The organism is Solibacillus sp. FSL H8-0523 (assembly GCF_038051985.1).
GTDB lineage: Bacteria > Bacillota > Bacilli > Bacillales_A > Planococcaceae > Solibacillus.
The window spans coordinates 3618738-3633082 of sequence record NZ_CP150291.1; the positions used below are offsets into that span (position 1 = coordinate 3618738).

Here is a 14345-nt window from a genome sequence, read left to right on the forward strand (position 1 = left end):
CTACGCCTCCTCTAAAAAAATGATACTTTAAGTGTACATGAGCCCATAAAAAAAAACCACAATACACGAATGCTCGTTCGTATACTGTGGTAGATATATCAATTATGCCGAGGCTAACTTTTGTCCAGATTTTTCCGAGGGGTTTGACCCCCTGCTGAATTAAGTTAGTATTTAGCTTTCATGGTTCCTGCAGAAATTTCTTCTAAATAGTGACATGCCGCTTCATGTGTCTCTTTCATGACATCTGTCGAACGAAGCTCCGGCATATCCGTTTTACATTTATCCGTCGCAAACGGGCATCGCGTATGGAAACGGCAGCCAGTTGGTGGATCGATCGGTGACGGTACATCCCCTCTTAATACGATACGATTTTTCACCGCATCTGGGTCTGGTACTGGAATCGCCGAAAGTAATGCCTTTGTATAAGGATGTTGCGGATTTTCAAATAAGCTTAACTTATCGGCAATCTCGACAATTTTTCCTAAGTACATCACGATAATACGGTCAGAAATATGACGTACTACCCCTAAGTCATGCGAAATGAATAAGTATGTTAAACCGAATTCATTTTGCAGTTCCTCTAATAAGTTTAATACTTGTGCCTGAATCGATACATCAAGTGCCGATACCGCTTCGTCACAAATAATTAATTTCGGGTCTACTGATAATGCACGTGCAATCCCAATACGCTGACGTTGCCCACCTGAAAATTCATGTGGATAACGGTCTGCTTGATAAGGACGTAAGCCTACTGTTTCAAGTAATTCTTCAATACGAGCACGACGCTGATCAGCTGGTAAAACATTTTGAATATGCATCGCTTCGCTTAACACGCTCGCTACGGTTTGGCGCGGGTTGATTGATGCATATGGATCTTGGAAGATAATTTGTAAGTCTTTACGGAATTTACGCATTTCACCTTTTGGAATTTTCGTTAGGTCCGTTCCTTGGAACACCACTGAACCTTCAGTTGGCTCCTCTAATCGTAAAATCGCTCGACCTGTCGTTGATTTACCACAGCCTGATTCCCCTACGATACTTACCGTTTCGCCTTCATAAATTGTAAATGAAATATCGTCTACTGCCTTTACGTGGTTGACGGTACGGCCTAAAAACCCACCTTTAATCGGGAAATATTGCTTTAATCCCTCAACCTTTAACAGTTCTTTTTTCGCCATATAGCGTCACCTCCGATTCTCCATCCCATTCATCTGAATACATCCAGCAGCGAATTTGCTCGCCGTTTTCATTGCCTGTTGCTAATAAATCTGGCTGCTTCTGATGACAAAGCTCCGTTGCAACAGGACAACGCGGTGCAAATCGGCAACCCACTGGCATTTCATGGGGACTTGGCACCATTCCTTTAATCGGAATTAAACGCTCTTGGTCGATATCATGACGTGGTAATGAATTCAGTAAGCCTAATGTGTAAGGGTGCTTCGGATTTTTAAATAGCGTGCGCACATCCGAGTACTCTACCACTTGACCTGCATACATTACCGCAACATAATCACATGTTTCTGCTACAACCCCAAGGTCATGGGTAATCATAATTACGGACATGCCTAAACGGTTTTGAAGGTCACGGATTAATTCTAAAATTTGTGCTTGAATGGTTACATCGAGCGCTGTTGTTGGTTCATCGGCGATTAAAATTTCTGGGTCACACGCAAGTGCCATCGCAATCATGACACGTTGACGCATCCCTCCTGACAGTTCGTATGGATATTGTTTTACACGTTTTTCAGGAGATGGAATTCCTACAAGCTTCAGCATTTCGACCGATTGCTGCATGGCTTCTTTTTTCCCTAATTTTTTGTGGATTTTTAGCGTTTCACTAATTTGTTGTCCAACTGTATAAACAGGGTTAAGTGATGTCATCGGTTCTTGGAAAATCATTGAAATTTGATTTCCTCGAATTTCACGCATGCCCTTGTCTGATAGTTTTAATAGGTCTTTTCCTTTAAAAAGAATTTCCCCGCCCTTTGTTTTACCGTTTGCTGCGAGTAGTCGTAAAATGGATAACGATGTAATACTTTTCCCAGAACCCGATTCTCCTACAATACCAATTGTTTTTCCTTTTGGAACGGTAAAGCTTACACCATCTACCGCACGCACTTCTCCACCATCCGTACTAAATGATGTTTGTAAGTTATTTACAACTAAAATATTTTCCATTTCATTCATAGTAACACCTCTTTTCTGTCATTAGTTCAAGTCAATTCGTTTATTTAAGAACTTGTATGAAATATCTACAAGTAAGTTTACGAGTACGAACAGTAAGGAAATGACGAGTACTGTTCCTTGTACGATAGGGAAATCTCGCTGCCTAATCGCATCAATCGTTAAACGACCCATCCCGTTAATTGCAAAAATTGATTCCGTTAATACTGCACCGCCTAAGAAACCACCGAATTCTAAACCGATAACCGTTACAACTGGAATCAGTGCATTTTTAAGTGCATGACGATAAATCACAATACGTTCAGAAACCCCTTTTGCACGCGCTGTACGAATATAATCTTGACCAATAACTTCTAACATTGAAGAACGTGTCATACGTGCGATAATTGCTGCACCACCGGTACCGAGTGTAATCACAGGTAATACCATTTGACGCCACGATTCACCCCAACCGGATGGCCTCATTTTCAAGAATTCTGGTAAATCTATACCAAGTGGTAAATTACCTAAAGCAAACCATTGAATTAATAAAAGACCTAACCAGAAGTTCGGCATTGATAAGCCGAATAAGGCAATAATCATAATTGATACGTCTGTTAGCGTATAATGACGTACCGCTGAAATAATCCCAGCAATTAATCCAAGAAAGACCGCTAAAATCGTGGCATACACCGATACTTCAACAGTAATCCAAAAACGTGCTTGAATTTCCTCCATTACAGGACGACCACTACGCACCGAGTTCCCTAAATCACCTTGTAAGGCATTACCTAAAAATCGACCATATTGAACGTAAGCCGGATCATTTAACCCTAGCTTTTCACGTAAATTTTCTACTGTTTGCTCGGATGCACCTTCCCCTGCCATAACCTGTGCAGGGTCACCAGGAATAAGGAACATCAACGAGAATACTAAAATCGATACCCCAATTAATACTGGGATCGTTTGTAACAAACGACGAATAATATATTTAGTCATTAACTGTTCCCCCCTATTGTTTCATTTTTGGATCGAGTGCATCACGTAATCCATCACCGAAAATATTGAACGCTAATACAACAACAACAATCATTATCCCTGGAATTAATACCATGTGACTTGCGTTATGCATATACGTACGACCATCACTTAACATCGCGCCCCATTCAGGTGTTGGAGGCTGCGCACCTAAACCTAAGTAGGCTAAGCCTGCCGCCGTTAAAATTGCTGTTGCAATACGCATTGTTGCTTGTACCATAATTGGAGACAGAATATTCGGTAAAATATGTTTGAAAATAATTCGTATATCTGATGCCCCTAATGCCCTCACCGCATCGATGTATTCGAGTTTTTTTACTTGTAAGGTCGAGCCACGTACGATACGGGCAAATGCCGGTATCGAGAAAATCCCTACCGCAATAATTACGTTTATTAAGCTACCGCCTAATACAGAAACAATTGCAAGAGCTAATAACATCCCTGGGAATGCTAATAAAATATCCATAATACGCATTGTAATCGTATCAACCGTACCACCGTAATACCCAGCAATAATCCCTAACACAACACCTAATACCCCACCGATAATAACCGATAAGAAACCAACCATTAATGTTAACTTTGTACCATGAACAATCCTTGAAAAAATATCACGGCCAAAGTTATCCGTACCAAACCAATGTTCCTTCGATGGTGCTTGAAGCTTGTTCAGTAAATTCTGTGCATTTGGATCTGTTTTCACTAAAAACGGTCCAATTAAGCCTACTAAAATGATAAAAAGAATAATAAGTCCACCAACTACAGCCGCTTTGTTTTTCAATAAACGTTTCATAAACGTTTTGAAAGCTTCTGCACGAGGACTACTTTTTTGTACATTAGAAGGATTTTTCTCTGTCTGTGTCGTACTCAATATAAACCACCCTTTCAATTTGTAATTTCTAACAAATAAAATATAAATTTCATATAATTACTAGTATATAGAGGAAAAACTATACATTTCAATATATTATTAATTTTTAATAAAATTCTGAATATTTTACTATTAATATATTTTTAGTGCTTTTGACTATATCAAAATAGCGTAAAGTTCTTTGTACTTATTGTTATCACTGGATAAACCCTTGCTACAAAACAATTTTCTGAAAATAGAGAAATTATATTAATATACTCAAATTATCGCGTTTTTTCTCTAATTATAATAAAATTTCTTTTTTCATTGTTGATACTTCCTCGTTAATTGTGATATCATTTGTACAGGAATTTACATTATTGTAATATTCTAAAATAATTTTAAATAGGGGGACTTCCATAATGTCATTTTCTAAAAAGTCGCTTTGGATGTTACTTCTTACGTTTACGCTTGCATTAGTACTTGCTGCATGTGGCGGAGACGATGAGGAAGATACATCAACAAACACGGGCGATACCGGAACTGAAAACACAGATTCGGGCAAAACTGAAGACACTACAGCTACTGGTGGCGGCGATTTAATAATCGCTGAATTATCAGATGCACAATCTTTAGATCCACACGGTTCTAACGACGTATCATCTTCAAATGTTCAATCTAATATTTATGAAACTTTAGTAAATCGTGATGCAGACGGGAACTTAGTACCTGGTTTAGCAGAATCTTGGACACAAGTTGATGAATTAACTTGGGAATTCAAATTAAAACAAGGTGTTACTTTCCATGACGGCGAAGCATTCAATGCTACAGCTGTTAAAACTTCATTCGATCGTATTTTAGATCCAAAAGTTGCATCTCCACGTGCATTCTTATTCGAAATGGTAACGGAAGTAAAAGTAGTTGATGAAGCGACAGTTCAATTTGTTACTGAATATCCATTCTCACCTTTACTTGCGCACTTAACGCATAACGGTGGTGGTATCATTTCACCAAAATCAATTGCTGATGATTATGCAGCACTAACAGGTGATACAGCTGCTGGTTCAGTAATCGGTACAAACCCAGTAGGTACTGGTCCATTCAAGTTCGTTTCTTGGACACCAGGTACTGAAATTAAATTAGAAAAATTCGCTGACTATGCAGGAACTCCTGCAAAAGTTGATACAGTAACAATTAAAGTAGTACCAGAAATGGCTACTCGTGTTGCTGAATTACAATCTGGCTATGCACACATCATTGGTACAGTTGAGCCAGGTCAAGTTGCAAACGTAAACTCTTCAGATGGCGCTTCAGTTTTAGAAACTCCATCTTCATCTTTAACTTACATTGGCTTTAACACACAAAAAGCACCATTCGATAACCCGAAAGTACGTCAAGCAATTTCTAAAGCAATCAACCGTACTTCGTTAATCGATGGTATTTATGAAGGTTACGGTATTCCTGCGATTTCACCATTATCTCCTGGTATCTTCGGTTACACAGAAGATGTGACTTCAATGGCTTATAACCTTGATGAAGCAAAAGCTTTATTAGAGGAAGCTGGCTTCGCTGACGGCTTCTCTACAACAATTTGGACAAACGATAACCCTGCGCGTCAAAACGTAGCAATCGTTTTACAAGAAGAATTAAAGAAAATTAACGTTGATGTTCAAATCGAAGTTTTAGAGTGGGGCGCGTACTTAGAGAAAACAGCTGCTGGTGAGCATGACATGTTCATCTTAGGTTGGTCTAATGCTACTGCTGATGCTGACTACGGTTTATATGCATTATTCCACTCTTCACAACATGGTGACCCAGGTAACCGTTCATTCTACACTAGTCCTAAAGTAGATGAATTATTAGATGCAGGTCGTCGTGAAGCAGATCAAACTGCTCGTGAAGCAATCTACAAAGAAGCGTTACAACTAATTTCAGACGAGTCGCCAATGGCATTCGTATTACACCCATACAACTTAACAGGTGTATCTGATAAAGTTAAAGGCTTCAATGTTGGTACAGACAGCATTTATCAATTACGTGATGTAACAATTACTGAATAATTGATTAAACGAATCCACCTAGCATGCTAGGTGGATTTTTTTTGCTCATTACCATAAGTTGAAGATTACAAAGTTTTAATAAATATAATAGGGATTTTTAAACTTATCCATTCTGCTAAGCTACGGGTATAATGCGTTGATGAAAGATGATTTGTAGGCTCGTGTCCGTTGTACTGCGTTCCGGGGCACGCTTATCCTCTAGAAGTCGGCCCCTCCACTCCGTACACCTCTACTCTTTGAAGCAAATTTATTGATAACATCCCTTCAATTCGCGCCACTCTACTTTGTTATTAAGTAAAATTTGCAAAAAATTTCTAGATTAGGTTATTAATTTATTTTTTCAGCAAAAAAGCATCCCCTGAGATTTTTGTCTCGGGGGATGCTTTTTCTATACATAAATAGCGCGCGGTGCAGTAAGTAAATGCAACGCAACGGGTGTTGTTTGCCTTTGCTCTTGCAGCTCGAGTAGTTCTTCAAATGATTTCGGATTTGGTGGTGGTAAATCGACCTCGCTTAACTGCAAGGAGTCATTTCCACTATAGTTTCTTAGCATCGCATTCGCCATTACTAAATAGCCAAGCTGATTTGGATGCACATCACTGACATTCGGCAAGTAGTTTGCGCGCTCTTGTTCAAAGTCATCGTAGACATCTACAAAGGTTGCGCCTGCTTTTGTTGCCTGCTGTTTTAAAATCTCATTCATTAACTGAAGTGCTGCTGTTGCCCCTGCCATCTGCTCGTTGTGCACACTGACATAAGGGAAATAATAGCCCATCACATAAATCGTAGCATTCGGTGCTTTTTCACGGACCAGCTGCAAGAGCTCATCCATTTTTTCACGGACATGATTTAACGCAAAATTGGCATTTAACTGCGAAAAATTCATCGTCCCCTTTTGCGGATTATGTGCAATGAGTGGCAATAAATCATTAGCCCCAGCTGAAATCGTAATGACCGTTGCTTCTTTTAGTAAAGCTTGTGCCTGCTCGGATTTAACCGTCTCAATGACGTTACTTACTCGGTAACCAGGAAAAGTGAGCTCCTTTGAGAAATGAGCTAACCTTCCCTGACGTTCAAGCTGTAATGCAATAAAATCTGTATAGCCGGCATCGATTTGTGAATACGATGTTTGTCCTGCGGCTAAAGAATCGCCGAGCGCGATATACACTTCACGTTCATTTGCCAGAGCTTGTGTTGGTAACAATAACAAAATTAGTAGCGCGAACAACCACTTGCGCATCACATCACCTCATTAATCGAAATTAGAATGCCCAGTTTCCGTTGCGGAAGATTGGTTCTACTGTGCCATCTGCTAAAATACCGTCGATATTCATCTCTGCGCTACCAATCATGAAATCTTCGTGCGTGATTGATGTATTAATACCTAATGCTTCTAACTGACCCTTTTCTAGCTCTTTGCCACCCTCGTAGCACGTTGGATATGCTTCACCGATTGCTAAGTGATTCGATGCGTTTTCATCAAATAATGTGTTGTAATAAAGAATGTTTGACGCTGAAATTGGTGATTCGTGCGGTACTAAAGCAACTTCACCTAAATAACGAGAACCTTCATCTGAATCGATTAATTGTTGTAATAACACTTGGCCTTCACCTGCTTCGGCTTTCACGATTTTCCCACCTTCAAATGTTAGCTTGAAGTCATCGATAATATTGCCTTTATAAACCAGTGGCTTCGTGTTTGAGACATAGCCGTTTACACCGAATTTTGCAGGTAATGTGAATACCTCTTCTGTTGGCATATTGGCGATAAACGTTGAACCAGCAGGTGTTTGACTGCTGCCGCTTTTCCATAAATGCTTTTCAGGTAATTCGATTGTCAGGTCTGTACCTGGTGCTGTGTAATGTAATTTTGCATATTTTTTTGCGTTTAATTGGTCCGCGCGTGCATGTAAGGTTGCAATATGTGCTTCCCAGTTTTCAACGGCATTCCCTTCACCGATGCGCACTGTTTTGAAAATCGCATCCCATAATGCATCGACTTGCTCGTTTTCCGGTAACTCTGGGAACACTTTTGCTGCCCATCTTTGTGATGGTACAGCGATAATTGACCAGGCAATTGCATCGTTCATTACCGCTTTACGGTAGTTTACTAATGCGTTACCCGCTGCTTTTTGCTGCGCGCCGATTTTTTCTGCATCGATTCCTGCTAATAAATCTGGATTTTCTGCATCGATCCAAAGTAAGGCACCTTTGCGTTCGATTAATTCTTCACGTTGTGCCACAACCCATTTTGGGAAATTTGCTGTTTCTTCAACCGTGACATTTTCATAGTAAGCACGCTCGAAGCTTGCATCTGTTAAGTTCACATGCACACGTCCAGCACCTGCTTCGTATGCTTTTTTGACAACGATACGTGTGAAATCTAACGTATCCGTAGAAGTATTGATTAATAAATATTGACCCTTTTGAACATTAGCACCAATTTTTACGGCTAAATCGGCAAACTGCTCTAATTTTTCTTCAAATGTCATCGCTTATTGCTCCTTCTTCTTGCTGAATGTCATACCCTTTTTATCATTTTTTGCTTTGTACGGCTTTTTTTCTGCTCTTTTTGCTGGTGCTGCTGCTGATTTTGAAGCCGCGACTGTTTTCGCATTACCTTCGATTAACTCACCTTGGCTCCATACTTTTTGAACACCCTTTAATGATAGTTCACGTAACCATTTTTTATACGTTTTTTCATCTTGATACGAAAGTAACGTTAATACTTCACCGTCTGCACCTGCACGACCTGTACGACCAGAACGGTGTGTGTATTGTTCAACTGTACGTGGGACGTCAACATGGACAACATGTGTTAAACCTGAAATATCTAACCCACGTGCTGCGATATCAGTTGCGATTAAAATACGTGCTTCGCCATTACGGAATGAATCAAGTGCTTTTTTACGCTCATCTTTTTTCATATCTGAGTGAAGTGCGACAATCGGTGCGTCTCGGTATTCAAGCTTACTTTGCTTCATTAATACTTGGTCGATGTTGTTAACAAACGCTAAACCGCGCATACCGTCAATGTTTGATAAGCGACGTAGCATATCCGTTTTGTCACGCTCATCTACTTTGATGAATGAGTGTACGACTTTACCAAACTTCACCATATCTTCTGGCTTAATTTGAATCGCTACTGGTTCTACCATTAAGCGCTCTGCGACAAGTTGGATTTCCTCTGTAATTGTTGCTGATACAACAACGACTTGGCGACCAAATGCAGCGTCTTCAATAAATGATTTAACCACTACGCGGTACTCGCGGCTTAGTAATTGATCACACTCATCTAATACAACCGTTTCAATTTCTCTTAGCTTTAATTTACCTTGGCGCGCTAATTCATTTAAACGACCTGGCGTACCAACTACGATAGTTGGCTTTTTCTTTAACTTCTCAATTTGACGTGCAGAGTTTGCCCCACCGATTAATTGTTGGACCGTAATGTCTGTGCCTTCTGTCCATTCACGGATGACTTCAACGATTTGCATCGCAAGCTCTTGTGATGGTGCGACGATTAATGCTTGTGTTTTCTTTTTTGAACCGTCTACTTTGTTTAAAATTGGTAACATAAACGCTAATGTTTTACCCGATCCTGTTGGAGATTCTGCGACAATGTCTTTTCCTTCAATCATTGCTGGAATCATTTCATCTTGGATTTTCATTGTCGTGTCAAACGACCATTTATTTTGAAGTCTTTCATTTAGTAAATTGATAACTGACATATTGTTTTACCACCTTTTATTCGTTGACTTCAGTGTACCATATTCCGTGAACGTAGGTGAAATTTGCATGTTGGGTAAAAGTAAAAGAACCCGAACAAAATTGTCCGAGTTCCAAAAAAATTATACGCGTTCAATTACTAATGCAATCCCTTGTCCACCGCCGATGCAAAGACTTGCCACTGCATAGCGACCATTGCGACGTGCTAGTTCATAAGCAGCCGCTATGATGACACGTGTCCCACTTGCACCAACTGGGTGACCAAGTGCAATTGCGCCACCATTGACATTTGTTTTCTCACGGTCTAAGCCAAGCTCTTTTTCAACGGCGATGTATTGTGCCGCGAAAGCTTCGTTAATTTCGAATAAATCGATATCCGCAATGGTTAAGTCTGCACGCTTTAATGCCTCACGAATGGCTGGTGCTGGTCCAATTCCCATAATCGTTGGGTCCACACCTGTAATTCCCCAACTGACAATACGAGCAATCGGTTTTAAGCCTTGTGCTTGTACAAAATCTTCACTTGCCACTACGACTGATGCCGCGCCGTCATTAATGCCTGATGCATTTGCTGCGGTTACCGTACCATCCTTTTTAAAGGCTGGACGTAATTTCGCAAGCGCTTCGACTGTTGTTCCTTCTTTAATATGCTCATCGGTATCAACCGTAACATCACCTTTACGTGTCTGAAGCACAACTGGTACGATTTCTTGTGCAAATTTTCCTGCTAAACGTGCTTGTGCGGCGCGGTCATTTGAAAGCACAGCAAATGCATCTTGCTCCTCACGTGAGATGTCATATTGCTCTGCTAATTTTTCAGCAGTTAACCCCATGCCTGACCCTGTATATTGATCCGTTAATGTCGCTTGTAACATATCGATAAATTGTAAATTGCCCATTTTTGCTCCGTTAAAACGCTGCTCGAAATTCGAATACGGTGCTTGTGACATATTTTCCGCACCACCGGCTAACACGACATCCCCTTCGCCTAGCTGGATCATTTGTGCTGCTGAAATGACTGACTGCATCCCTGAGCCACATAATCGATTTAATGTTAATGCTGGTACTTCTAGTGGCACTCCTGCATAAAGACCGATATGACGTCCTAAATACGCTGAGTTCGCTCCTGTTGTAATCACGCCTCCGTAAACAACATGGTCTACTTGTTCAGCTCCTACACCCGCGCGTTTTAATGCTTCAATTGCTGTTGCAGTTCCTAGCTTAACTGCATCCGTTGACGCAAATGAGCCACCAAACGTTGTAAATGCTGTACGTGCCCCATCTATAATATATACATTTTTCATTTCTCTTTTCCCCTTTGTGTGTGTGTTATTTCAAAATTTGCTTGGCAATAATGCCCTTCATAATTTCTGTCGTTCCTGCATAAATGGCCGCGACCGGGATATCACGGTAACGCCTTGCAATCTCGTATTCTTCCATATAGCCATAGCCCCCGTGAAGCTGTAGGCAATCCGCGACAACGCGCTTAGCCATTTCACTAATCCACCATTTTGCCATCGATACTTCTTTCACGATTTCTTGCCCTGCAATATGCTTTTTAATCAAATTGTCCACATATGTACGTCCAAGCTCAATTTCAGTTGCCATTTCGGCAATTTTAAATTGTGTATTTTGGAAATCAGCAATTCGGCTACCAAATGCTTTTCGCTCTTTCACATAATTGATCGTTAATTCTAGGCAGCATTCCGCTTCAATTTGCGTTTCAAGTGCGACGATTAATCGTTCTTGCTGTAATTTTTCCATCAAATAATAGAAGCCTCGGTTTTCTTCACCCAGTAAATTTCCAACCGGTACACGTGCATCTTCAAAAATGAGCTCGCCTGTATCAGCGCAATGCATGCCGATTTTATCGAGCTTCTTGCCACGCTTAAAGCCAGGTGTGCCTGTTTCGACAACGAGTAAGCTGATTCCTTTATAGGCTGGTACTGCTTGCGGATTCGTTTTACAAACAACGACGACATAATCAGCATGGATACCATTTGTAATAAACGTTTTTTCCCCGTTTAAAATGTAATAATCCCCGTCACGTCTTGCTGTTGTTTGAATACCCGCTAAATCGGAGCCTGCTCCTGGCTCGGTCATCGCAATCGCCGAAATCAATTCACCGGTTACACTTTTCGGTAGCCATTTTTGCTTTTGTTCCTCGGTACCATACGCTTCAATATATGGTGTTACGATATCGGAATGTAGCGCAATCCCACTAGCAAGGCCCGCACCAACACGCTCTAGCTCTTCAGTTAAAATCGCAGCATAACCGAAATCTAACCCAAGCCCGCCGTATCTTTCTCCTACCATTGGACATAAAAAGCCACTCTCACCAAGCTTCAACCAAAATTCGCGTGGAATATCGCGTGCCTGCTCCCAACGTTCAAAATGTGGGTACGCTTCTTTATCGAGCATTTTGCGTAGCGCTTTTCGAAACATCTCATGCTCTTCTGTGTAAATTTCCAAATCCAACACCCCTTTGTTTTCTGAAAATTACTATACTTTAATTTTAACAGCACATAAATTTGGAAACAACGGTATAAAGAGAAATATTATTGCGCTATACAGAAAAAAGTTGCCATAATCATTCATGACAACTCTTTTCATTAACTACTGGTTAAAAGTAAAATTGCTTTTCTCGTATGGCCGTTTACTTGCTCAAGCGCTCGTATTACTTGTTCATAATCTTGATTAGTTTTCAACATAACGATCGCAGGCTTTACAGCAAATTTCGTTTTGTTAAGCGTTTCTTCCGCTACCTCATACTTGCAGCCTGTCGCCATAACAACAATTCTTTTTGCTCGTTCTATTAATTTTTTGTTACTTGCATGTACATCGACCATTAAATTTTCATAAGCTTTTCCTAATTGCACCATTGATGCAGTACTAATCATATTTAAAATCGTTTTATGTGATGTCGCTGCTTTTAGTCTTGTAGAGCCCGTTAAAATTTCTGGACCTACTACAACTTCTATTGCTTCATCCACATGACTACTTATTTCAGAATTAAGATTGCTTGTTAAGCTTACTGTAAATGCACCAACAGATTTTGCATACTGTAGTGCGCCCATGACAAATGGTGTTGAACCACTTGCCGTAATCCCAATAACCGAGTCCCATTGCGTAATATTTTTTTCTTTCAATTTAGCAATTCCATCTTCTAAAAGATCTTCTGCGTTTTCCACTGCTTGGAAAAAGGCACTTTGCCCGCCAGCCATTACCACTTGCACAAGCTCTGGATCAGACATAAAAGTTGGTGGACATTCAGACGCATCAAGCATTCCCAGTCGACCACTCGTCCCTGCCCCAACATAAAAAAGACGCCCACCGTTCATAAAGTTCTTCACTACTTTTTCAATTACTTTTTCTACTGTAGGTAAAATTTTTTCAATGCTTTTCACAACTTCCAAATCTTCTCTATTCATAATATGAAGTATTTCTGAAATCGGCATTAAGTCTAAATTCATCGTCTTTTCATTACGTTCTTCTGTTGTTAATTGATCGTAATTCATTCCACTTCACCTTCCAATATACTCCATGTTAGTTGAATCGTTTGCTTCACTAGCTCACTTACTTCAATCTCATTTTCATGTAATGCCAATAAATAAGCGCCTACCATTCCTGGGACACTTGGCTTCATTACGACTAACTCTGGAAATCGCGTTGATATACTCTTTTCAAATACTTGATAAAACAGATGATTTGAAAATAGTCCACCATGTAAAACTACTGGCTTTGTACGATCAATTCTTGTATAAGCACTAGCAACTAATTCTAATAATTCTTCTTGAACAGCTTGAACAATTAATTTTGCCATTGTATCTTCTTCAAAGGCAGCTAATACAAGCTTGCTGGTAGAAGAAATTGTGGTGACTGGATTCGTGCTACTATATACTTTTGTAATGAGTTGGTCAGGTGAACGAACATTAAAGTGTGCTAATATTGCTTTTTGAAACGGTTTCAATTCTAGCTGCTTATCATGTGCCTTTAATATCGAACGAATTGCAAGCTTCCCTAAATGGTAGCCACTTCCTTCATCCCCTAATAAATATCCCCAACCGCCCATTCGAAACGTTTCTTGATTGTGATAGCCAAATAAAATCGTTCCCGTTCCTGCAATAAGTAATGTACCTTCTTTTCCCCATGTCCCTGATGCTAATGCGGCATGGATGTCACTTTGTACTTTAAGTTTTGATAGAATTGGTGATTGTTGAAAAGCTTCATATATTTTTTGTTGCTCTCCCGGTCGATCTGCGCCTGCCATTGCAGCAAATATGGTTTTTACATCTGATAATGTAACACCCGTCTTTTTTAACAATTGCTCGATTAAATCATTTAAAAGCGTATACAATTGCTGTGGTGAAATTGCGGTTAAATTCCCTGAACTTCCTTTAACTGCAGCAAGTAAATGACCAGTTCCATCTCCAATTACCGCTGTTGTTTTTGTACCTCCACCATCAATACCAATCCAAAATTTTTTCGACATTTTGATCACCTTA

Annotated in this window: 12 protein-coding genes; 1 reads left to right on the top strand and 11 read right to left on the bottom strand. The window is 40.1% G+C overall.

The window, feature by feature from the left end; translation table 11 throughout:
• Positions 1-164 precede the first annotated feature (164 nt).
• The 4 genes from NSQ62_RS18175 to nikC are packed head-to-tail and all read right to left on the bottom strand — an operon-like array spanning position 165 to position 4072.
• A complete protein-coding gene (locus tag NSQ62_RS18175; RefSeq protein WP_341321473.1) occupies positions 165-1178 on the bottom strand; it encodes a dipeptide ABC transporter ATP-binding protein in 1014 nt (337 codons plus the stop codon).
• On the bottom strand, positions 1150-2187 hold the full coding sequence (locus NSQ62_RS18180; protein WP_341321474.1) for an ABC transporter ATP-binding protein: 1038 nt from the start codon (positions 2185-2187) through the stop codon (positions 1150-1152). Before NSQ62_RS18180 ends, NSQ62_RS18175 begins: the two co-directional genes overlap by 29 nt.
• A 21-nt stretch (positions 2188-2208) precedes the next feature.
• On the bottom strand, positions 2209-3162 hold the full coding sequence (locus NSQ62_RS18185) for an ABC transporter permease (RefSeq protein ID WP_341321475.1): 954 nt from the start codon (positions 3160-3162) through the stop codon (positions 2209-2211).
• A 13-nt stretch (positions 3163-3175) separates the two neighbouring features.
• The gene (gene nikC / locus NSQ62_RS18190; protein ID WP_341321476.1) at positions 3176-4072 is read right to left on the bottom strand and encodes a nickel transporter permease; all 897 of its coding nucleotides are present in this window, start codon (positions 4070-4072) and stop codon (positions 3176-3178) included.
• Positions 4073-4473: 401 nt separating this feature from the next.
• Here nikC and NSQ62_RS18195 point away from each other — a divergent pair, with 401 nt between their 5' ends.
• On the top strand, positions 4474-6111 hold the full coding sequence (locus NSQ62_RS18195; RefSeq protein WP_341321477.1) for a glutathione ABC transporter substrate-binding protein: 1638 nt from the start codon (positions 4474-4476) through the stop codon (positions 6109-6111).
• Between the two features lie 388 nt (positions 6112-6499).
• Here NSQ62_RS18195 and NSQ62_RS18200 read toward each other — a convergent pair whose 3' ends face one another.
• The 7 genes from NSQ62_RS18200 to NSQ62_RS18230 all read right to left on the bottom strand — a co-directional run bounded on the left by NSQ62_RS18200 (position 6500) and on the right by NSQ62_RS18230 (position 14332).
• Complete coding sequence (locus tag NSQ62_RS18200; protein ID WP_341321478.1) at positions 6500-7351, bottom strand: SGNH/GDSL hydrolase family protein; 852 nt, start codon at positions 7349-7351, stop codon at positions 6500-6502.
• Positions 7352-7373: 22 nt separating this feature from the next.
• On the bottom strand, positions 7374-8603 hold the full coding sequence (locus tag NSQ62_RS18205; protein WP_341321479.1) for an aminopeptidase: 1230 nt from the start codon (positions 8601-8603) through the stop codon (positions 7374-7376).
• A gap of 3 nt (positions 8604-8606) precedes the next feature.
• Positions 8607-9842, bottom strand: coding sequence for a DEAD/DEAH box helicase (locus NSQ62_RS18210; protein ID WP_341321480.1), 1236 nt, complete (start codon positions 9840-9842; stop codon positions 8607-8609).
• 120 nt (positions 9843-9962) lie between these two features.
• On the bottom strand, positions 9963-11144 hold the full coding sequence (locus NSQ62_RS18215; RefSeq protein ID WP_341321481.1) for an acetyl-CoA C-acetyltransferase: 1182 nt from the start codon (positions 11142-11144) through the stop codon (positions 9963-9965).
• A 25-nt stretch (positions 11145-11169) separates the two neighbouring features.
• Entirely contained in the window at positions 11170-12312 is a 1143-nt protein-coding gene (locus NSQ62_RS18220) for an acyl-CoA dehydrogenase family protein (protein WP_341321482.1), read from the bottom strand.
• A gap of 140 nt (positions 12313-12452) precedes the next feature.
• The gene (gene murQ, locus NSQ62_RS18225; protein ID WP_341321483.1) at positions 12453-13358 is read right to left on the bottom strand and encodes an N-acetylmuramic acid 6-phosphate etherase; all 906 of its coding nucleotides are present in this window, start codon (positions 13356-13358) and stop codon (positions 12453-12455) included.
• On the bottom strand, positions 13355-14332 hold the full coding sequence (locus tag NSQ62_RS18230; RefSeq protein ID WP_341321484.1) for a BadF/BadG/BcrA/BcrD ATPase family protein: 978 nt from the start codon (positions 14330-14332) through the stop codon (positions 13355-13357). Before NSQ62_RS18230 ends, murQ begins: the two co-directional genes overlap by 4 nt.
• Positions 14333-14345 lie beyond the last annotated feature (13 nt).

Bases quoted from the DNA above. Each gene is read 5' to 3' on its own strand.
- NSQ62_RS18175 (WP_341321473.1), bottom strand. From the start codon at position 1,178: ATGGCGAAAAAAGAACTGTTAAAGGTTGAGGGATTAAAGCAATATTTC.
- NSQ62_RS18180 (WP_341321474.1), bottom strand. From the start codon at position 2,187: ATGAATGAAATGGAAAATATTTTAGTTGTAAATAACTTACAAACATCA.
- NSQ62_RS18185 (WP_341321475.1), bottom strand. From the start codon at position 3,162: ATGACTAAATATATTATTCGTCGTTTGTTACAAACGATCCCAGTATTA.
- NSQ62_RS18195 (WP_341321477.1), top strand. From the start codon at position 4,474: ATGTCATTTTCTAAAAAGTCGCTTTGGATGTTACTTCTTACGTTTACG.
- NSQ62_RS18200 (WP_341321478.1), bottom strand. From the start codon at position 7,351: ATGCGCAAGTGGTTGTTCGCGCTACTAATTTTGTTATTGTTACCAACA.
- NSQ62_RS18205 (WP_341321479.1), bottom strand. From the start codon at position 8,603: ATGACATTTGAAGAAAAATTAGAGCAGTTTGCCGATTTAGCCGTAAAA.
- NSQ62_RS18210 (WP_341321480.1), bottom strand. From the start codon at position 9,842: ATGTCAGTTATCAATTTACTAAATGAAAGACTTCAAAATAAATGGTCG.
- NSQ62_RS18215 (WP_341321481.1), bottom strand. From the start codon at position 11,144: ATGAAAAATGTATATATTATAGATGGGGCACGTACAGCATTTACAACG.
- murQ (WP_341321483.1), bottom strand. From the start codon at position 13,358: ATGAATTACGATCAATTAACAACAGAAGAACGTAATGAAAAGACGATG.
- NSQ62_RS18230 (WP_341321484.1), bottom strand. From the start codon at position 14,332: ATGTCGAAAAAATTTTGGATTGGTATTGATGGTGGAGGTACAAAAACA.